General features: G+C 50.2%; 22 protein-coding genes. 6 read left to right on the top strand and 16 right to left on the bottom strand.

Translation table 11 applies throughout. The annotated features are described in order from the left end of the window. Positions 1 to 152 precede the first annotated feature (152 nt). The 3 genes from ACZ5ZV_RS02990 to ACZ5ZV_RS02980 are packed head-to-tail and all read left to right on the top strand — an operon-like array spanning position 153 to position 1109. Positions 153 to 446, top strand: a complete 294-nt coding sequence (locus tag ACZ5ZV_RS02990) for a transposase (protein ID WP_464121380.1) — start codon at positions 153 to 155, stop codon at positions 444 to 446. Next, the gene (locus tag ACZ5ZV_RS02985; protein WP_464119952.1) at positions 440 to 1003 is read left to right on the top strand and encodes a transposase family protein; all 564 of its coding nucleotides are present in this window, start codon (positions 440 to 442) and stop codon (positions 1001 to 1003) included. The genes ACZ5ZV_RS02990 and ACZ5ZV_RS02985 overlap by 7 nt, the downstream gene beginning before the upstream one ends. After that, positions 990 to 1109 carry an IS3 family transposase gene (locus tag ACZ5ZV_RS02980; RefSeq protein ID WP_464119951.1) on the top strand — a complete coding sequence of 40 codons (120 nt, stop codon included), beginning with the start codon at positions 990 to 992 and terminating at the stop codon, positions 1107 to 1109. Before ACZ5ZV_RS02985 ends, ACZ5ZV_RS02980 begins: the two co-directional genes overlap by 14 nt. 56 nt (positions 1110 to 1165) lie before the next feature. Here the strand turns inward: ACZ5ZV_RS02980 and ACZ5ZV_RS02975 are convergent, their stop codons facing one another. The 6 genes from ACZ5ZV_RS02975 to ACZ5ZV_RS02950 all read right to left on the bottom strand — a co-directional run bounded on the left by ACZ5ZV_RS02975 (position 1166) and on the right by ACZ5ZV_RS02950 (position 6910). Then, complete coding sequence (locus ACZ5ZV_RS02975; protein ID WP_464119950.1) at positions 1166 to 2260, bottom strand: hypothetical protein; 1095 nt, start codon at positions 2258 to 2260, stop codon at positions 1166 to 1168. Then, the gene (locus tag ACZ5ZV_RS02970; protein WP_464119949.1) at positions 2257 to 3624 is read right to left on the bottom strand and encodes a CFI-box-CTERM domain-containing protein; all 1368 of its coding nucleotides are present in this window, start codon (positions 3622 to 3624) and stop codon (positions 2257 to 2259) included. Before ACZ5ZV_RS02970 ends, ACZ5ZV_RS02975 begins: the two co-directional genes overlap by 4 nt. A 117-nt stretch (positions 3625 to 3741) precedes the next feature. Next, the gene (locus ACZ5ZV_RS02965) at positions 3742 to 4749 is read right to left on the bottom strand and encodes an aspartate-semialdehyde dehydrogenase (protein WP_464119948.1); all 1008 of its coding nucleotides are present in this window, start codon (positions 4747 to 4749) and stop codon (positions 3742 to 3744) included. Further along, on the bottom strand, positions 4733 to 5590 hold the full coding sequence (gene pssA, locus ACZ5ZV_RS02960; protein ID WP_464119947.1) for a CDP-diacylglycerol--serine O-phosphatidyltransferase: 858 nt from the start codon (positions 5588 to 5590) through the stop codon (positions 4733 to 4735). Before pssA ends, ACZ5ZV_RS02965 begins: the two co-directional genes overlap by 17 nt. A 27-nt stretch (positions 5591 to 5617) precedes the next feature. Further along, positions 5618 to 6256, bottom strand: a complete 639-nt coding sequence (locus tag ACZ5ZV_RS02955) for a diacylglycerol/polyprenol kinase family protein (protein WP_464119946.1) — start codon at positions 6254 to 6256, stop codon at positions 5618 to 5620. Positions 6257 to 6409: 153 nt separating this feature from the next. Then, entirely contained in the window at positions 6410 to 6910 is a 501-nt protein-coding gene (locus ACZ5ZV_RS02950) for a hypothetical protein (protein ID WP_464119945.1), read from the bottom strand. A 137-nt stretch (positions 6911 to 7047) separates the two neighbouring features. Here ACZ5ZV_RS02950 and ACZ5ZV_RS02945 point away from each other — a divergent pair, with 137 nt between their 5' ends. Further along, on the top strand, positions 7048 to 8112 hold the full coding sequence (locus ACZ5ZV_RS02945) for an immunoglobulin domain-containing protein (RefSeq protein WP_464119944.1): 1065 nt from the start codon (positions 7048 to 7050) through the stop codon (positions 8110 to 8112). 56 nt (positions 8113 to 8168) lie between these two features. Here ACZ5ZV_RS02945 and ACZ5ZV_RS02940 read toward each other — a convergent pair whose 3' ends face one another. The 4 genes from ACZ5ZV_RS02940 to ACZ5ZV_RS02925 form a co-directional block, all read right to left on the bottom strand. Then, positions 8169 to 9014, bottom strand: coding sequence for an IS3 family transposase (locus ACZ5ZV_RS02940; RefSeq protein ID WP_464117088.1), 846 nt, complete (start codon positions 9012 to 9014; stop codon positions 8169 to 8171). Beyond that, positions 9011 to 9415, bottom strand: coding sequence for a transposase (locus ACZ5ZV_RS02935; RefSeq protein WP_464117089.1), 405 nt, complete (start codon positions 9413 to 9415; stop codon positions 9011 to 9013). Before ACZ5ZV_RS02935 ends, ACZ5ZV_RS02940 begins: the two co-directional genes overlap by 4 nt. A 105-nt stretch (positions 9416 to 9520) precedes the next feature. Continuing rightward, positions 9521 to 9925, bottom strand: coding sequence for an ExbD/TolR family protein (locus ACZ5ZV_RS02930; RefSeq protein ID WP_088566372.1), 405 nt, complete (start codon positions 9923 to 9925; stop codon positions 9521 to 9523). A 2-nt stretch (positions 9926 to 9927) separates the two neighbouring features. Further along, positions 9928 to 10557: a MotA/TolQ/ExbB proton channel family protein gene (locus tag ACZ5ZV_RS02925; RefSeq protein ID WP_464119943.1), complete on the bottom strand. Its 630-nt coding sequence runs from the start codon at positions 10555 to 10557 to the stop codon at positions 9928 to 9930. 77 nt (positions 10558 to 10634) lie between these two features. Here ACZ5ZV_RS02925 and ACZ5ZV_RS02920 point away from each other — a divergent pair, with 77 nt between their 5' ends. Beyond that, positions 10635 to 12446 carry a sulfatase-like hydrolase/transferase gene (locus ACZ5ZV_RS02920; RefSeq protein ID WP_464119942.1) on the top strand — a complete coding sequence of 604 codons (1812 nt, stop codon included), beginning with the start codon at positions 10635 to 10637 and terminating at the stop codon, positions 12444 to 12446. Here ACZ5ZV_RS02920 and ACZ5ZV_RS02915 read toward each other — a convergent pair. The 6 genes from ACZ5ZV_RS02915 to ACZ5ZV_RS02890 are packed head-to-tail and all read right to left on the bottom strand — an operon-like array spanning position 12443 to position 19303. Further along, positions 12443 to 13126, bottom strand: coding sequence for a hypothetical protein (locus ACZ5ZV_RS02915; protein WP_464119941.1), 684 nt, complete (start codon positions 13124 to 13126; stop codon positions 12443 to 12445). The genes ACZ5ZV_RS02920 and ACZ5ZV_RS02915 overlap by 4 nt on opposite strands. 2 nt (positions 13127 to 13128) lie before the next feature. Beyond that, complete coding sequence (locus ACZ5ZV_RS02910) at positions 13129 to 15168, bottom strand: FHA domain-containing protein (protein ID WP_464119940.1); 2040 nt, start codon at positions 15166 to 15168, stop codon at positions 13129 to 13131. Beyond that, complete coding sequence (locus tag ACZ5ZV_RS02905; protein ID WP_464119939.1) at positions 15168 to 16346, bottom strand: FHA domain-containing protein; 1179 nt, start codon at positions 16344 to 16346, stop codon at positions 15168 to 15170. Before ACZ5ZV_RS02905 ends, ACZ5ZV_RS02910 begins: the two co-directional genes overlap by 1 nt. Continuing rightward, positions 16346 to 18052 (bottom strand): FHA domain-containing protein, encoded by a 1707-nt coding sequence (locus tag ACZ5ZV_RS02900; protein ID WP_464119938.1) that lies wholly within the window; start codon positions 18050 to 18052, stop codon positions 16346 to 16348. The genes ACZ5ZV_RS02905 and ACZ5ZV_RS02900 overlap by 1 nt, the downstream gene beginning before the upstream one ends. Continuing rightward, the gene (locus ACZ5ZV_RS02895) at positions 18015 to 18365 is read right to left on the bottom strand and encodes a DUF192 domain-containing protein (RefSeq protein WP_464119937.1); all 351 of its coding nucleotides are present in this window, start codon (positions 18363 to 18365) and stop codon (positions 18015 to 18017) included. Before ACZ5ZV_RS02895 ends, ACZ5ZV_RS02900 begins: the two co-directional genes overlap by 38 nt. Further along, positions 18365 to 19303, bottom strand: coding sequence for a type II secretion system F family protein (locus ACZ5ZV_RS02890; protein WP_464119936.1), 939 nt, complete (start codon positions 19301 to 19303; stop codon positions 18365 to 18367). Before ACZ5ZV_RS02890 ends, ACZ5ZV_RS02895 begins: the two co-directional genes overlap by 1 nt. Between ACZ5ZV_RS02890 and ACZ5ZV_RS02885 the strand changes: the two genes are divergently transcribed. Continuing rightward, positions 19302 to 19877, top strand: coding sequence for a Maf family protein (locus ACZ5ZV_RS02885; protein WP_464119935.1), 576 nt, complete (start codon positions 19302 to 19304; stop codon positions 19875 to 19877). The two genes, ACZ5ZV_RS02890 and ACZ5ZV_RS02885, sit on opposite strands and share 2 nt — an antisense overlap. The last annotated feature ends 10 nt before the right edge of the window (positions 19878 to 19887 follow it).

Here is a 19887-nt window from a genome sequence, read left to right as displayed (position 1 = left end):
TAAAAAAACGGGCTTGCACCTCGTTTAGTTGAAATTGATTGAGTGGCGGTTGTAATTTCTATGCAACTTCCTCTGGTGACTCGAGGGAGTCACCGTCTTTTTTATAAACTTTGTTTCTGAGTTCGATCCATTGAGTCACGGCGTGCCAAAACATCGGCCAGAGAGCCGGAGAAGGAACACCAAATAAAAAAAGATTCACCGACCCCCAAATTATTAAAGCGGTCAAAAAACTTGAAGGCGGCATCCGCCCGAAAGACCTTTTCCGTGAAATGGGCGTTACCCAACAAACGCTTTATCACTGGAAGAAGAAATTCAAGGGCATGGATGTCGTGGACGCCAAACGCCTTAAGGAACTAGAGGCTGAAAATGCAAAACTGAAGCGCCTTGTGGCTGATCATGACCTGGACATCGTAATTCTCAAAGATGTGAACTCAAAAAAGTGGTAAGGCCCAAAGACCGACGGACAGAGGCCCTTTATCTGGTCGAGAAGTATAAGACCACAAAGGCCCGATCCTGTCGACTATTGGGCCTTAATATCTCAACACTAGCTTACAAGCCAGTACCGAATAAGGATGGTCCTGTTCGCGACAAACTCATAGAGCTTGCCAGGGAAAACAATCGCTTTGGTCATCCAAGACTTTTTGTTCTTCTGAGAAATGAGATGCCGGATGTGAATCACAATCGATTACACCGCGTGTACACGGAGTGTGAACTGCAACTTCAGAGGAGAAAACGTAAGAAAATTGGATCCCACCCGCGAATACCACCAACCAGAGCCGATGGGCCGAATCAAGTCTGGGCCATTGATTTTATGTTCGACTACTTAGAAAGCGGTCGAAAACTCAAAACACTGACCATCATCGACGAGCACTTGAAGATTTCCCCAGGGATTCTAGTAGAACACTCTATCCGCGGAGTTGATGTGACCAGGTTCTTGGATCACTTAGCAGCGGGATCTTATCCAAAGATCGTGAGGAGGATATTCAAAGTTGCGATACTTTGAAGAGTTGGTAGCAGAGGTAGACCTTTATATTAACTATTACAATAACGAACGTCCCCAATGGGGCTTAAAAGGAAAAACCCCGGCAGAATGCCGAGGTTTCACTTAAGAGGCCCTTTTATTTATCCGTCCACTTTTTGGGGTACAGATCAGTTGGCCCCTTTTTTAGTAGTCCACCGTCACACCGGCGGCAATGATCCCTGAAGAAAAGTCCACGTCCTCCGTGAACGTCTGCAACTGACGATACTCCAAAGAAATCCAAAGATTTTTAATTCCGTATTCTGAGCTCAGGGTGAAGGCTGTGTCTCGGCTCATGGCCGAAACATTAAACAGCAAACCCCCGGCACCATACACACCCGGTGTTCCCACCAGGGATGGAGACTTGCCGTCATCGCGGATCTCAGCCACGCCGATATAAGTTCCCCCCCCTGAAATGTACGGTGCCACCCACTGACGGTGACCCCACTCCAAACGATAGATAACACCCAAATTCAAAGGAATTGCCAGAAACGTGTATTCCTCTTTGGCTTGCTGATCCGGGAACTGAGGATCTGCCACAATGAAACGCCCCTGACCTGTGGCGTACATGATGCCCAGACCGACCTGCAAGCCCAAGCTTCCAAAGCCGTTAAACGGTTTCCATTCGTAATCAAACATAAAGACCGGCTGAGAGGAGCCACCATACATGGAGCTAAAATCTGTCACCTCATCTGCGGACTTGATTTTGGGAGGATCAATCATTCCCACCCGGAAGGTCCCGGATTCTTTCGACGCCGACGGCGGCTTCACGCGATAAATATAGGCGCCGTCTTTTGTGATGGTCATCAAACCCTTGGCTGCCTGAGGATGCTGAATGTATTCCACCCCACCACTCTTTGAGCGGCGAACCACTTCCACCTGCGGTGTCTTGCGCGCCGGAGCCACTTCGTAAGCGGGTTCTTCAGGCACCGGTGGTTTTTCTTCCACGACGGGCGCAGCTGGCTCTTCAAACAACAGATCTTCTTCAACCTTTGATTCACCGGGACTTTGTTCGTTCAGATTTACTGTTTCTTTTTTGCTCTCTGGTGAAGCGCTTTGAATTTCACTTTCAACAGCTTCCGCCTCGTTTGTGAACAGGTCGTCCTCTGGCGCTGGAACTTCAAATTCACTTTCCTCCTGAACAAAAGGAGGCTCCTGCGGCGCAGACTCTTCCTGCGCTGGGGCCGAATGGAAAGCTAACACAGCCAAAACAACAACGAAGTGCTTATGCCATGATTTCACACTACACCTCTTGCTTTACGCACCTGAAACCAGCGGCGACAAACCGCATAAGCAGACGCCCCGGCCAAAGTCAAAATCAGTAAGGTCGTCCACAATCCGAAGGTCACACTTAAACGTGCAAAGAACAACAACGGCCACAAAACCGCACGTGCCGCGGTCTTGGCATACTCATTTTGAGAAATCCATTCTGCATAGAAAGGACTGTGCTTGTAATAGAACTTCACAAACTTCGTGCCTGCGGAATTGCTCAGTAAATACTTATTACGGAAGTCCCGGAAGCTTTGAACTTCCGGAGCCATGTCGCTGCCAAAAGCTGCCGTGGCAATAAAACAGTGCTTGTCATCCAGAAGTCCGACCACCTGGGAAGGTGTCGCACACAAGTCCGTCGCATTCACTCCCCCGGAGGTTCCCGGCAGTGGCGTGAAGAAGGAAATAATTCCTGTCTGATCCTGGTTCGCCATCACCATGCAGTAGCGAACTTCATTTTTAAGACCATCAATGCGGTTGTCCTGCTCTGGAGAAATCAACTGCATGTAGTCTGACGCATTGGTGATGTTTGCGATGGTGGTGTTGTCGTCTTCGCCCTGCAACTGTTCGCGGAAGAAGAACACCGGGCCGGTGTACTCAATTCCCGCCGCTGTCGTCGCTGGATATCCATCGGCACGACCCAGTTGATCGGCATAAATCTTCGCATCACCACGATAGACTGAAAAGTGACAGTAACCCGAACCCGGCGTCACCTGCGAATCATCGGTCGGACAGTCCTGATAAACCAAGTCCTGCCCGGCGGCGATCGCGCGTCCATATACTTTAAAAGTCAGAAGGTCATTCGTGGTGGTGGAATCCGTTGTGGTCTTAAAGCCCAGAGCAAACTCTCCGGAAAAGCTTTTGGTGCAACTGTCATTATCAGTCGCCATTGCCCGGCACAGTTCATACCATTCTACTTGTGCCGTCAGAACGCCATCTGACAACGTCGGTGAGATGTTCGGAGTAAAAGTTGTGTCGTTGATCTTAAAAACAGCATCTGTCACAGCCACAGAGGTGCTGCTGGACCGGATCCGAATGGTCAATCGCATGGTGGGATAGGCATTGCGTTTATTGCAAGGCCACAACTTGCTGCCGCTGACGTCTTCCCCTGTGCAGCTGTCACACGTTTTGGTGACATCCGTAGAGGTACAACTGCCGGCAAAGCCCGCAAAAATCTTCGGCGTTGCGGCCACTGAAAAATCAGTCGCCGAGGCCCCTTCGGCCGACACCAGGGTGATAGTTGCAAAACTGGAAGTTGAAAAAAGCAGACCGCCCACCAACGTGGATAGGGCCCAAGACTTATAATTGTGAATTCCCGTCCATGGAAAGAGTCTCATCCTTTAATCGAACCATGCTAAGGTCCGGAAGTCAAAAAATGGACCCTGCCCAGACCTTGGTCGCACAGAATGAATTAGAAAGGCCGTTTTTGAAACGGCCTTTTCCACGGTTTTTACTTATTGAAAGAAGATCTTTTCGGCGATCTGAATTCCATTCAGAGCGGCCCCTTTGCGAATGTTGTCAGACACCACCCACATCAACCACATATTGGGATTATCAACGTCGCGGTGAATACGCCCTACGTAAACCGGGTCCTTGCCTGAAACATCACGAGCCAGCGGGTAAACGCTTTTCTTGGGCTCATCCTGCACCACGATGCCTGCCTGACCTTGCAAGGCTGCGGTCACTTCATCGTGACTCACGGACTTTTTCAACGTCACCCACACAGATTCACTGTGAGCATTCAAAGCAGGAATACGAACTGTGAAAGCCGAAACCTTCAGATCATTCTGACCCAGAATTTTGCGGGTCTCTTTCATGATCTTCACTTCTTCACTGCAATAGCCCTGGTCGTTGAAAGACCCGATTTGAGGGATGCAGTTGAACAAAATAGTATGAGGGAATGTTTTCGGTTCATGGCTTTTTTGATGATTGGAGGTTTGCTCCATCAATTCATCATAGCCACCCTGACCAGCCCCGCTGACTGCTTGATAAGTGCTGACACGCACCTCTTCCAAACCGAACTTTTCCTGCAAAGGTTTTAAAGCCACCACCAATTGAATGGTGGAGCAGTTTGGATTGGCAATAATTTGTGGTTTCGAGTCCTTGTTCACCAAATGACCGTTCACTTCAGGAACAATCAATACTGTGTTCGGATCCATGCGGAACGCCGCCGAGTTATCCACGGCAAAGGCTCCGGCAGCAACAGCTTTCGGCGCCCACTCTGCAGAGATTTCATCCCCGGAAGAAAAGAACACCAAGTCCAAACCGTCAAAACAGCCGTCTTTAAGAACCTGCACCGGCCATTGCTGCCCCTGCAGTTCAATTTTTTTACCCAGTGAATTTTCAGAGGCAAACGGGCGCAGCTCCTCAATCGGGAAGTCACGCTCTGCCAAAATGTTCATGAAGGTCTGGCCGACCATACCGGTCGCACCAACAACACCGACTTTAAGTTTTCTTTTCATCTTTCACTGCCTGTTCTTCCTCTTCTTCGAGGACTAGGTCGCTCTCATGCACAGAGGCTGGAGCGTACACACTTGGCTTGATCTTACGGATATTCTTTCCGAGCTTGAAGACACCAAAAACAGCACCCAAAGCAGCATAAGCCATGAAGAGAACAAACAGCATCACTTCAGGACGAAGTGCGACAACGACAAGAACACCCAAACCCAGAATCAGATAACGGAAAGGCAAACGCTCTTTCAGATCCAAATCTTTGAAGCTGCGGAATCGGAAGTTGCTGACCATCACCAGCGCCAGCAAAATCGTCATCACCAACAGACCATAGTTCCCCAGTGGTTCCAATTCCAGATCCTGGAACGCCAAAACGGAAGAGGCCACGATACCTGCCGCCATAGGAATTGGCAGACCCTGGAAGTAATTCTTTTCAACCACGTTGGCCTGAACGTTGAAACGCGCCAAACGAAGAGCGCCGCACGCCACAAACAGGAAGCACGCCACCCAACCCAAACGGCCGAACGGTTGCAAAGCCCATAGGAACAACAAAACACCCGGCGCCATACCGAAGCTGACCAGATCACACAAAGAATCATATTCCGCACCGAACTTACTTGTGGAACGAGTCAAACGAGCCAAACGGCCATCCAACTGGTCAAAGACGGCTGCCACCACGATCGCGTAAGCAGCAAACAGATAGTTCCCTTTGATGGATTGAATCACCGCAAAGAAACCTGAGAACAGATTCCCTGTCGTCATCAGGTTTGGAAGGATATAAATGTACATCGCCAAGCGCTGAGCTTTAGCGTCTTCAGAGTCAATTTTATCGATGTGGGTTTCAGTAGCCATAATATCCGCCTTTAATAAGGACAGACATTATCCTACGGTGGCGAAAAATCCAAAGAAATAAAATAGGATGGTCAACCCCACAGCACTCATCAAAGGCAGAGTCAAATTGTCATCGAGCTTTGCCACAGGAATCAGCTCGGCAAAAGCGCCCACCAAACCTGCGAACAAACTCACGACGATCAGACGATCCATCAGATAGTTGTGGTAGATTAAATAAATGAAAGTCACTGCGGCGCAGACAAAGAAGGCCGCCATGAAACCCTGAATGGACTTGTGACCAAAGATTTTATCTTTGCCATACAAGATTCCAAAATAGCTCGCGATAGGATCGGCAAAAGCCAAGAATAACAAAGTTAAAGCGACGATGGGCCTTGGGAACAAGACATCCACGATCAAAACACCGCTTAGAAGGAAGGTGGTGCCAGCCAATTTCTTCACTTCACTTTGGCGCATGATGGGTTTGAAAGCGTGCATCGCCCAATCATTCAAGGCCGGATACTTCAAACGAAGGAAATCAAATGGAACAAACAAAGACCACGAGATCAAAAGGATAGTCATGGACACGGCGGGCGGCAGATAAACGTATGCCAGGAACATCGCGAAGACTCCGGACATATGCCAAATTTTGCGAGCATAATGAATGTCCGAGCGTTTTTTTAAGTCCACAGGTTGGGTTAATCCTTCAATTAGCATCAATAAGTCCACTCACTATCCACACGGTGATCGTGGGACGGGGGCTAACTTAAAGGCAGAGCGAGGCAAGATCAATTTAATTGATCTTACTCTAGCCGGTCGCATTAAGTATCTGTATTTTCAGGGTTAAATTTGACTCGAATGAACCAGAACAACCTCTTCAACGGCTTTTCCAGGGCCATCGTGATAACGAATCGTAATTTCGTTGTCGCCCTTCTGCAATTGGATCAGGTCGGTTTGGTATTTGTCAGTGCCTTTGAGGAACACAGAGGCCGTATAGCCGTTGCTTTTATTGACGATCTCAAGGGTCTTATCCCGAAGACAGTTTTTACCCTCGAACTGGACATAGCTGCCCTCAACGCGCAACGGACTCGCCGCCTTCTTCGCGCAACGCAGATCAAGCTGAGCAAGGTGGGAGAGAGCTAAGGACACTTTGTTTGTCAGCCCCGTTGGCACACTGGCCGGAGTTCTTCCCTGTGCCAGCACGGCGCCCTGTCCGGCCGCCACTGCCTCTGGGATCAAAACATCTTCTTCGGTCAAATTCATGAAGGTTGGCACTCCCAAAAAGAGCACCAAAACAAATGTCACAATGAGAAATTGTGTGTCCGAAGGCTGACGTTTCAACATACTTCCTTGATCGGAAGTTCAACGCAGGACTTTAGCTGTGTCATTTTGAGAAAAATGACCAAAAAAACCGGACTTTCGCTTTAGTTTTTCCACGATTCTTCCGTATTAAAGTCCAGGCACTGAGGGGAAAGGTGACCATGAACAGACGTATTCTGCGAAAAATTCGAAACTTTCGAGTTCTTTCTGCGATTGTTGTCGCGTCACTCACCATTGTGAGTTTCCAGAACTGTGCGCCCCAGAACTCTCTGTGCGGTGGTGCGGACTGTGAAAACCAAAACAGCGAGGGCTCCTCCTCGACTGGCTCCAAAGGCTCATCCACAAGCAATTCATCTATTTGGGGCTCCCGACCCGGCAGCAGCGGTGGCATCAATATGGGGGGCGGTTCCAATACAGGTGGAACTTCCGGCTCTGGCAGCCCTTCCGGCGGGGCGGTGACGATCGGTGGTGGATCTGGTGGTGGCTCCTCCGGCGGAGGCGTGAGTGTCGGCGGCGGTGACTCTTCCGGCGGTTCCAATGGTGGCGGGGATGGTCCTCTGAAGATCGTCAAGCAACCCACCAGCGTGAGTGTGGTGGAAAAAGGCTCCTTCCAGCTTGAAGTGACCTTCAGCGGAGGAACTTCTCCTTATACAATTCAGTGGTATCACAACAGCAAGGCCATCACCAGCGGCATGGGCCACTACAGCTTTTATTCAGGTTCGGCCGATTCGTGGCACAACGAAGGCACTTATTATGTGGTGATCAAAGACAGTCGCAATCAATCAGTCCAAAGTAATTTGGCGCGCGTCACTATTCTGGAGCCTGCGGTGGGTTGCACTGCCGGCCGCTACTTCACCTATACCAATGCGACTTATGATCAGGCCTATAACTACTTCACTGAATATTTTGATGGCCCCCGCGGGAAGTTCCTGCTGCATCAAAGTTACGATCGCTACAATGCCCTGTTCCCTTATCCAAGCTTTAGTAAGTTGAGCAGTTATGACGTCCCGGCATTAAAATATATGGATAAAACCTGGATGAACTGCCGAACAGCCATTCCGCGCATTCATACGCCCACGGTGAACCCCAACTACGACTATGATTATGGGGACCGCTATGCTGACAATTATATGTGGAAATACACCGGGGAAGTGCTGTTTGAGTGTCGCAACAACAAACTGAAACTCATCTCTAACACCTGCAAATGGGTGCGACAGGACAACTAAAAAAGGGCTCTTATGATCTGTACCCCAAAAAGTGGACAGTTAAATAAAAGGGCCCTCTAAGTGAAACCTCGGCATTCTGCCGGGGTTTTTCCTTTTAAGCCCCATTGGGGACGTTCGTTATTGTAGTAGTTAATATAACGGTCTATCTCTGCTACCAATTCCTCAAACGTATGGCAACTTTGAAGATCCACTTCATCTTTTAAATGACCAAAAAAACTTTCTATAGGCGCATTGTCCAGGCAGTTGCCTTTTCTGGACATGGACTGGGTGACACCCCACTTAGACAAAAGATCTCGATACGTCTTGGATGTATAGTGACACCCTTGGTCCGAATGCATGATCAAACTCTCTGGCTTTCGGCTGAATAGGTCTTCCAGGCCTCGAATCGCAACGTGTAGTCCAGCTCCAGGAGAAACCGTATAGTGGACGATATCTTTCACTGCCAAGTCTTTTACGGCTGACAGATAAGCCCTGTTTCCTTTGCCATAGTCTAAGTAGGTAATGTCTGTTGAATAAACTGTGTCTTTCTTTTCAACATTAAATTGCCTGCTTAGGATGTTCGGACTTACCCGGTGTTCCTCACCTGATGCCCAGCCTTGCTTGTACTTATTCTTACGTCGGATAGTCGCCTGAAGGCCGTACTTCTTCATTAACCGTCTAATTTTCTTCAGGTTCATGTTGATCCAGAAGTGGCGTTGCAAAAGCATCTTTATTGTCCTAGCGCCGGCTTTACCCCTTCTATACGCAAAAATGATTTGCACCCATTCCGCGTCTGTTGTGATGACCTGGGGAGATGCTCTTTGGGCAAACCAGTAGTAATAGCCACTGGTACTGACTTGAGCCTGAGCGCACAGCCTGCTGAGACATAGATCAGGCCGATGATTGACCGCCTTGCTAATCAACGCGAACTTTTCTTGTTTGCGTATTTTGCCTCCAAGGCGCGGAGCTTTTTTAGGAAGTCGTTCTCCGCGCGAAGATAAGCGATTTCATCTTCTGCTGATTTAAGCTTTTTTCCCTTGGGTCGACCTGTAGACTTAGAACCTCGGCGGTCTTTCTTTAATCCACCTTCTTGGGTAGACATCTTTTCCCAACGCTGAAGGCACTTCTTGGCATAATCCACACCAAATAAGGATAGGTTAATACCAGCATCTTTAAAAATTTGACTAGGAGTTTGTCCCTCTTCCCGAAGCCTTAAGGCCCTAACCTTAAATTCGGGGGTATAGGCAACATTGGACTGCGTTACCTTTAGAACATTCGGATTCTTCTCAAGATCTCGGCGATCTCTTTCGGACAGTGAGCCCATGATCTGCTTCCTTTTTATACGAAAATACCCCAAAAATGGGACAGGGTCTTTTATTTTCCTGTCCGAAATTTGGGGTACAGATCACTTACGAGCCCTTTTTTAGTTCTATTTTTTATCGATACTGATGGCGAATTTTTTAACCCCGGACCCTTTGACGATATCCAGAAGTCCCACCACTTTTCCGTGCGGCACATCTTTGTCCGCTGAGATGATGGCCTGAACATCCGCGTTCTTGCCCACTTCTTCAGTGGCTTTGGCGCGAACGTCCTCTTCCGTCACGAAACTTCCATTCAGGTTGATGCGTCCGTCAGCAGTCAAAGCAATATTCAGCTTGCTCGGAGCTGTCTGATCACCGCTGGCTGCTTTGGGCAGATTCACGTTGATCGTGGGCTTCATAAACATGGGTGCTGTCACCATGAAGATGATCAGAACCACAAGAATGATGTCCACGAGCGGAACGACGTTAATGTCCGCTATGGCTTCATTATTGTCGCTGTTATTAAATGCCATTTTTAAACACCTTTTTTCTTAGCGTAAGCCAGGCACAACTCTTTCACGCTTTCCAGATTCTGGAACACACCACGAACCTGTTTGCTGTAATAGTTGTACGCTGCCACCGCCGGGATCGCCACGAACAGACCCGCTGCCGTTGCCACAAGGGCCATAGAGATGCCCGCCATCACCGTCTGCTGGCCAGCTTCTGGAGCTGTCGCCAAGTCGTTGAAGGCTTTCATGATACCCAAAACCGTACCAAACAATCCGATATAAGGCGCATTGGAACCCACTGTTGCCAGGAAGCCCAGGAATTTTTCAAGCTCTGGGCGTTCGGTCAACGCAAAGGTGTTGAAAATCTCAGACAGACCTTTGCTTCCTGCATCCTTCATATGTTTCAAAGCGTAACCAGCCGCACGACCTTCAATGGAGTTTGGATCCTTTGCCAGATCTTCGACATCTTCTAGGCTGTTGCTTTGCAACGCCAGCTTGATGCGTGCGCGAACACGTTGAGACTCAGCGGAAACTTTTTTCAGAGCAAAGTAACGCTCCAGAATCATGCCGATGCTCAGGACGCTGAGAACAAGCAAGATCCACAAAACGACCTGATCCGCCAAGTGGGCAACTGTAAATATTTTTTCCGTGAGCATGGGTGATTTCCTCCAAATCTTTGACTGCGCAATCTAATTGATCCATTATCACTAAAACCATTACATACGGTCAAGGTATGCGGAAAATCATTTTAACTCTCACACTGCTCCTTCTGAGTTTGGTCCAGCTCTCCTGCCAAACACACGACAGGAAATCCATTCTGGTCATTGCCGTCGATGAATTGACCATCAGCGACGTCAATTGCAATCAAGAAGCCCCCGAGAGGTCTGGTTTTCAATTGCTTTGCAAAGAGTCCGTGCGTTTCACCCACGCCTTTTCACCATCCCCTCTGTCCGTGCCCGCCCTGACTTCACTGCTGACTGGACTTTACCCCTATCAGCACAAGGTTCGTCACAATGGCGGTCCGGGTCTGGCGGCCGAATTTGAACTGGCCTCCGAAGTGGCTTTGGACCAAGACTATCGCACCAGCTTTTTTTCCGGTGGCGCCCCCGTCTTCCGTCGCACAGGTTTAAATCAGGGATTCGAGCTTTTTGAAGACAATATCGTTCCGACCTTCCGCAGCCTGATCCGTCCATTTAAGCAGAATGCCGATGCCTTTCGACAATGGGTCCATCAGGACGCGGCCGGTATGGCTTTTTTCAGTGTGATCTACGTTCCGGATCTGCTTTTCACCACAACTGAAACCGTCACGGATCTGGGGGAAACACGCAACCTCAGTTTTGAAAGCCAACTGGATGAGTTGGATGAAAGCCTCTACGAACTTTTTGAGGACCTCAAAAACAGTGGTCGCTGGGACAAGACCACCATCTTCTTGGTCGGCTTAAACGGTCACACAGGCAACGATCGCCCCAAAGAGCTCAGCACCATGAACCTGCATGGTGAAAACACGCAGGTCGCCTTGTTTATTAAACCATCCCAGAAACAAAAACGTGACGAAGCCATTCATTGGAAGATTGACCAGAACGTCAGTTTGGTCGATGTGGGTCGCACCTTATTCCATCTTCTGGGGGAAAGCATCGTGGATCAGGCCCCTCCGGCCTTCCCGGCGCAATCTCTGGCGGAGGTTCTGAAAAGTCCGAACGCCAACTGGTCTGATGATCGTCCTTTACTGCTGGAATCAGGCTGGGCTCTGTGGCGCAAGGCGGGTCCACTGAAAACTGCTGCCATTTCCAACCATGTTCTGCTGATCAATGATGAAAAGCCTCTTTTGTACAACACCCTGGTGGATCGCTTTGAAACCAATCCTCTTCCCATGTTGCAGGAAAGTATTCTGCCAACGACGCAACGACTGCAGTCACTGCTTTACAGAAATCAGTTCCCGGCCTTCCCTCCACTGGCGTCCGAATGGACCACCAAACTGAGCCTGCCTTTTTCGCGCTGGATGCGACTGGATCAGGAAGCCCAGCTCCTGAAGGATCTGAAACGGCTCCTGCAAGTTCAACCCGGCAGTCTGGATCTGCTGAACTGGACCGCACAGATCGCCCTGAACCAAAAAGACTGGGAAACCTTGAAACAACTGGGCACCAAACATAAAGTCCCCACCTGGCAGTTTATTGCGGAAAAGAATCTGGGTATCAAAAGCGCCAAGGTTTCAGACCCGTGTTTTGATTTGATTTCCGCCAAGACAATCAACACCGACAACCTGAAAAACTGCGGGGATTCTTTATTCCTGGAATGGATTGACTGGATTCGTGCGGATGCGCGGGGACTGTCTCGTGACACTCAGAAAAAACGTTTTGAACGTTCATTTAAAAACTACATGCTGGATCAGCAGATTCAGCGCACCAACATCGCCGCGGGCCTGATCTGGGATACGTCCCGGGATAATGTGTTCGCACCTTCAAGGGTGGAACTGGCGTTAAGCCTGCCGGAGTTCAGCAAACTGCGCAGTCAGGTTTATAAGAATCTGACATTGGAAGATCTTTAATCCGCATCCACTTCAATGAGTCCCAACCAGAAAGGCGACTCAGGGCTTTCCTGAATCATACCGGTTGTGACTGAGGACAGATCCAAAGAGTTGCCTTCACGAGTCCACAGGGTCGTCGCGACTTGGCTGCTGGCCAGCAGGACCAGACGATCCCCTTCTTTCACCGAGGTGTGCCCGCACTGGATATAACAGGTCGGGTCCAAACCAAGAAGCTGGGCCGGAAGCGGTGGCAGTTGCAGGGAGGCCGACTCGCTGGACAGATCCAGCCCCACAGAAAGCGGCTGCAATCGTTGATTCTTTCTTTGAATGAATAAACTCGGACACCCTACATGGGCCCAAGCCAACTGCGATCCTCTTCTAAAAATCGCCATCAGTTCCACACCGGAAAAATATTCGGCGCGGTTTTCACCCCGATACAGCAGATCATTGGCAATCAGAATACCGGTGCGCACATAGTTCACTTCATCTGTCAGGCAGGTTAAAAACTCAAAAGGCGAAGTCACTTCCACGTCAGCCTTGGCAGCACTGACATATTTCACCACTTCCTCCAAGGCACGCTGTGCGTGCTCTGGCTGCCCCCAGGACGTCGCCACGACGATCAGACTTCCGTCATCTTCCCGATGAATCAGCGGCTTGGGGCGAAGCATCTTGGTGCTATAGGACCGTTCTTGAATCTTCACGACTACAGGGCTCCGTATTTCTTCAACTTGATGTAGGCCTTTTTATAGTATTCCCCGTCAGGAATATCCATTTCCAAAATCTTGCGCCATTTGTCCTTGGCACCAGCCTTGGCCTCGCCTCCATCGACGTTTCCGAAGCTTTCCTCAAGAATACCTTCTTGATAAAGCGTCATCATCTGCTTACGCAATTCCACCACGTAACGTTCGATCCGCTCTGGCAGTTCGTCGTTTGTCGGGTCCAAAGTACGAGCTTTACGCAAAGACAGAATGGCCCCTTTAAGATTCTGAGCCTGATAGTATTTTTCAGCCTCTGCCTGCAAACTAGCCGTCTTGGAATTCATCATCTGACGAATGGAGGCAATCGTTCGCTTGGACTGACCCTTATAGCCATTCGGATCCGGAAGCTGTGCTTCGATCACTCTTTCATAGGCCGCGATGGCATCCAGTGGTTTGCCTTTTTTATGAACTGCTTGGGCTCGGTCATACAGACCCTTCATTCTGGAAACCAACGATTGATAAGCGGCCTTTTCAGCTGCTTTGGCTTCACGCTGCATATTCAGCATTTCAACCTGAGCCTTCAAATCCATGATTCGTGGATGCTCGGGGTTAAATTGCAACACCGGGCTTAAGCAGTCCTCAATTTCCTGAGCCGTGATCATCGGATTGATCTTTTTCTGACATTCCGCGACCTGCTTCTGAATTTTTTCTTCCGCCTCTATCTTGGATTTTTCAATCTCAGCCTGGCGTCTTTGCTGCTCCTGAATGAAGATGGCCTCTTTGGACAGACGTTCAATCTCACGAATGTCCTCATAGTCAGGAACCAGTTCCTGAATCTTGATGATTTCATCCTGAGCCAACTGGTACTTACCCTGCATGTACAGGTTCTTCGCATCTTTATAGCGCTGACGGACCAGAGCCTGCTGTTCGGGTTTCAACTTCGCAAACAGATCCGCCGGTGAACCTGGTGCCACCAAACCCTGCCCCGGTTGCGCCGGAGGAGCCTTGGTGTCACTGCCACTGAACAAATACGCCACCGCCACCAGAACAACCGCGCCAATGATGATCTTTGGACGGTGCTTTTGGAAGTCAAACTTCCCAGCCGCCGCTTGAGGATAATGCGGCTGCGGACCCGGCACACCCATTCCCGGATACTGCATCGGTTGCTGATAAGGCATGGGCGGCATCGCGCCTTGATAAGGGGCCATTTCATAGGACTGCTGCTGTTGATATTCCATCGGCAGACTGTCCTGCGCCGTCGGAACCAGCGGACTGAGCGGCGCCACACTGACCAGCTCCATACGACTTTGGAAGCTGGCATCGTGCAATTCAAAATAAAGATAGTTTTCCAGCACACTGATCGCATCACCGCTCTTGATCGGTGTCATATCCGTGGAGGAAATAGGGTTTCCATTTAACAAGGTCCCGTTGACGCTGCCCAGATCCAGAATGACATACTGGGAACCGGCTCTGCGGATTTCAAACTGGCGACGGCTGACACGCTGATCCCGGATCTGAATATGACAGGACGGATCACGACCCGCAACCCACGAATCCCCCGCATCCAGACGGATCATTTCTTTGGCTTCATTCTGACTGTCCACAATCTTGATGAAGGCCGCCGTCGGCGCCACACCAATCATGGTCTTTTCATCACTGCCTTCAAAGGACTCAAGGTGCGCACCGGCCAACGCAGGCAGGTTTTCCCCTGTAGGGGCCTGCGGCTGCTCTTCATACACAGGGGCTTCCGCCACTGTGTTCAGGAAATCAAACTCATAGGGCGGAACAGAAAACTGACTGCCGTGATCCAGCGAAAACTGCTGAACCTGCTCTCCGTTATGGATGACTTCGCCATAACGGGACACCACCTCAACATTCCAGGTGCCACTGGCAAAGAAGACCTTGAAGTGTTCCCGCGAGATTCCTTTTTCAGGCTGCAACACAATATCGCAGTCCTCTTTACGGCCAGCCACGTAAGAACGGTCTTCACTTAAATTCACTTCACAAACTGTCTTGCCACGAAGGCGAACCCGAAGCAGTGCCATTAGTATCTGCCCTCCAGGTTCAAAGTACATTCTTCATAATACTGTTTGGCTTCTTTATAGGACGGATCATCCTTCCTATGTTGAAGCATTGTCATCACATTGGAATAATTGGACTGGCACATTCTCCAGTTCTTTTTCTCTCGGTAACGGTTGCCCTGAATCATGTTGAATTTCACCAGCTCATCAAACTTAATCTTCGACAAATGGAAATAGCGCTTGGCCAGTTCATTGTCCGGATCCAGATTTAGCACCACCTGGAATGCTTCACGGGCACGGGCGTACTGTCCCTGCTGGAAGTCACGGAAGCCCTTGATAAAGTTTTCCTGGGCACGACGATATTGAATGGAATCATACTTTTCTTTTTTTACTGTCAACAGTTCCTGTGAGCGCTTTTCTGCTTCGGCGACATCGGCCATCGACAACGCAGATGTTCTGAAGGCATTGGCATCCTTTTTCGGTTTTGAATCACCCGAGAACAGGAAGAACCACGCCGCCAGACCAATGAGGGCCACAATTCCATAGAAGCGAACTTTCGGATTCGACAATGGCCCACCTGTCGGTGGCGGAGCCATCGTTCCCATCGCCGGCCCACCAACACCACCGGAAGGAGGCGGTGTGTATCCGCCATAACCCATCGGCTGAGCCGGAGGCATGGACGGATTGGGCATTGATGGCATAGGGCGCGGTTGTTGATACGCCGGCATCTGCTGCGGGCGAGGCGTCGCCACTGGTGTCGGGAAGGGATTAGGGGTCAGGCCCGGTGGCCCCTGCTGAAGAGGCGATCCCGGATTCGGAGTCAGGAAGGACACCGGGGCTGGAGCCGCCGCTGGAGGCGGAGCCACCTGAACCTCAGGCATCTCGGCGCGGAAAAGAATTTCTGTCTCACCAATCTGAATCACCGAATCGTTTGTCAACGGCTCGGATTGAACGTTCTGGCCATTGACCATCACGAAGTTCTTTTGACTTAGATTGACGAGCACAAATTCGCTGCCCCGCTGTTTGATTTCCGCATGTTGACGGCTGACGCGCGGATCCCCGGAAAGAACAATGTCGTTTTCCGGCCCACGCCCCAGCGACACGGAGGCTTTGCTGAACGAAAGCTTCAAACCGCTGTGAGGCCCCTTGATGACCTCAATATCGAATTTCAATGCATCCTTCATTGAAGGGGCTGCACTCATCAGGAGCCTCCTTCAGTTGGCGATACTGTAATTACGAAATAGTCCACTTCTTGTCCTGTGCACATGGCCTGACAACTCAAAATACAAAGATGGCCGCTGAACTCCAGCTGATCCGTATGGATGCCTCGGGTGTTTTCGCGCGAGCGCACCATCAGGCCTTCAATATTCTGCTGAAGGGCCGCATCCGGAATCGCCTTATAAGGCTGCCCCTGCAACTGCGCCATTTCCGCGCGCGCCACCTGCAGGAAGGCAGGATTGCAGGCCACAATGCGACCTTCTTTGGAAATCGTCACACACGGGAAGCCCACGATCTGCACCAGATTCTCTGCTTCGCCGTCTTTATTCACAAAGCCGGCACCACCTGACCCGCTATCCGTGTCACCATGGATATAGCGAGTCAGAAGACTGTTGATATTGCCAATCAAAGCCTGCAAAGGCGGGAACTGGAAATCCAGTGCGGTGTTATCGGTTTTTTCACGCATGGCTGTGTCCAATTGAGCATTCAGTGCCACCAATGGATATTCGATCAGCTTGTACATGAAGTAATAAATCAAAAGTCCCAACAGGGAAGCGATCACCAGCGTCTGCATGAACAAGCTGATAGCCCGTCCGTCATCGAACGCCAGACTTCCCACATCATACAACACGATGGCATGCGCCTTCACTGACTGCTCACCCGTGTTCGGGTCAAACAAACCAATCGGGAAGCTTGCACCAATTGTGGAGGAATCGACCTCCATAGCCTGAGGCCGCATCTCACGACGAGCCGAATGCACGAACGGAAGATCCGGTGTGGTCCCCGCACGGGAGGCCGGCGCCAGGATCATGCCATCGGACTGCTGCACAATCAGAACCTGCTTCACACCGTCCTCTGCCTCAGCAGCATTCGTCGACAAAGACGAATAGCTGTTCTGGATCAGCGCCGACTGATTCAGAGTTGCCACGGTACGGGCAATGGAAGACGCCCTTCTTTTACTTTCATTGATAATACTGGCCCGAGTGATCTGCACCATCGGAATCATCGACAACAGCGTCGTGGAGAAAATAAACAGAACCACAAAGCCCAGAAGGACCATTCTCATTTCCACAAACTGTGGCAAACGATAAACCCCTGGCAAAGCCACGCGGTCCATATAATCGTTCAGCTTATCCATCAAGCCGCGGAATCCACCCTGCTGGAAGGCCGGAGCTGGAGCCGGAGCGACTCCAGGAGACGCCATCCCCGGCATACCGGCCATCGGTTGCGGCATTCCATGAGGCATCCCCATCGACATTGGTTGTTGCTCGGGCATTCCCATCGGCATGGCCGGTGGCATTTGCGGAGCCGCACCACCACCATAATATGGCATGGGTGCTGGAGCATTATTCTGAGCAGGTCGCTGCGCACGGGCCTCTGGTGACGGGATCACATCGGCAATCACATCATGAATACCGAGTTTGTCCCCCAAGCGCATCACACCACTTTGCATGCGAACACCATTTAAATAGGTCCCGTTGCTGGAGCGCAAATCGGTGATCACAATTTTATCTTTATAAACTGCGATTTCCGTGTGCTCTTTGGAAACACCCGGACTTAAAAGCTTAATATCACACTGCGGAGCCCGACCGATGAGGTTCTTCCCCATCTTCAGCTCAACAACGGATCCGGCCTGTGGGCCGGTCAAGATTCTAAGCGCCCACATAAAGTTGATCTCCCACGCTGACATTCACTTTGCTGACGGTCCCTGCTGCCATTTCAATCACAGAGGCGGCACCCCAAACTGGTAAAATCAGTCTCCAAGGGCGCACATCCCTGCGAATAGCCCGAACTTTCAGATTCTTGTCCACAAACACACAATCAATTGCAAACTTCATAAAGAAAGTATGAATGCTGTTGCAATGATGAATCCACAACGCCTGATGGGACGGAAGATCCTCCCGCCCCAAAAGTCCCTTGCCACGGCTGAGGAAAGTGGAAGCCACTTCCAAATCCGCTATCAGGGTCTGATTTGTTGTTGCATTCATCAACTTAGCCATCATTACTTACCACCATACATAAAGGACACAGCCACGGGTCCAAAGACGACGATGAAAACCGCTGGCAGAATAAACAGCATCAACGGAATCAAAATCATCTGTGACGCCTGAGCCCCGGCCTTCTCTGCACGCACGAATCTTTCCAGACGCATTTGTACAGACTGGTCTTTCAAAACCTGGGAAATACTGGCACCTGTCGCCTCCGCATCCACCAGAACGGCCACGAAGCTTGTGATCTCGTTCATATCCAGGCGCTCGGCCATCTCTTTCAGGGCCTGGGCCTTGGAGGAGCCGATTTTGATATCCTTCAAAACAATCGAAAGCTCATCCGCAAGCACACTGTCGGTCCCACGTGCTTTATCCACGATCTTTTGAATCGCAGAGAAAAAGTCCAACCCCGCCTCTACCGACAAAGCCAGAAGATCAATAAAGAACGGCAGGTCGGCACGCACGGAAAGCTCCCGACGCTTCTTTTCACCCTTGGCGTGAATCTGCGGCAGATAGAAACCAATCAATCCCATCCCGATCACAACCGGGACAGAAAGACCCAACTGCAACGAAAAATTCATAATCATCAGGAAGATCGGGAACATGATCCCCCACAGAAGCTGTAAACCGATGAACTCATCTTCATTCAGCTCCGAGGACAGGCCCGAGGTTTTAATGTATTTGCTGATCTTCTTGCGATAGGACTCACTGCGGATTCTCATCGCATGTTGCAAAGTAAACTGATGCACCAAAGGGCGGGAGAAATTAATCACCGGATTTTTGGATTTCACCGGCTCATCGTTATTGGCCCACGACAACTGCTGCTTGTCCGAGTTGCTTGCAAATATCGAACTGACAAATAGGAAGACCGCCACTCCTGCGAGCAGCAATCCCAGAATCAGCATTAACTCTGCACTTCCCATTTTCGCCTCTTCGTGTTCAAGTATTCCCATGAAGCCTTTAGTTCTTGCCTCAAAGTCCCCGCGCCGAAAACAACTGCTTAGTGAAGCTGGTTTTTCATTCGACGTGGTGCCAGTTAAAATATCGGAAATTCCCAATAAAAACCTGAATGTAAACGAGCAGATTTTAGATATTGCCCGTCGTAAGGCGAGGGCCGCTTTGCCCCTGCTAAAGGCCAGTCGCACAGAGCCCTTTATCGTGCTCACAGCCGACACGGAGGTGATTTTTGGGGGTGGTCCCCTGGGTAAACCCCAGGATCGCGAGGATGCCTACCGAATTCTTAGACTTTTGTCCGGGAAATATCATGAAGTCCTGACTGCGGTCTGCGCAGTCGAGTCCAGTTCTGGCAAAGAGCTGTCTCATGTTGAGACGACAAAAGTTTACTTTAAAAATTTGAGTGATGCTGAAATCTGGACCTACATTGACACCGGGGAACCCATGGACAAAGCCGGAGCCTATGGAATTCAGGGCCAGGGTCGAACCTTCGTGGAACGAATCGAAGGCCCCTTCGACAATGTGGTGGGACTGCCTGTCGAAGCGGTGAAAAATCTACTGTCCAAATTTTAAACGATCAAAG

It is taken from the genome of Bdellovibrio sp. HAGR004 (assembly GCF_055397015.1).
The sequence above is the reverse complement of the archived record's forward strand: the minus strand, read 5'-3'. Positions and strand labels throughout refer to the sequence as shown.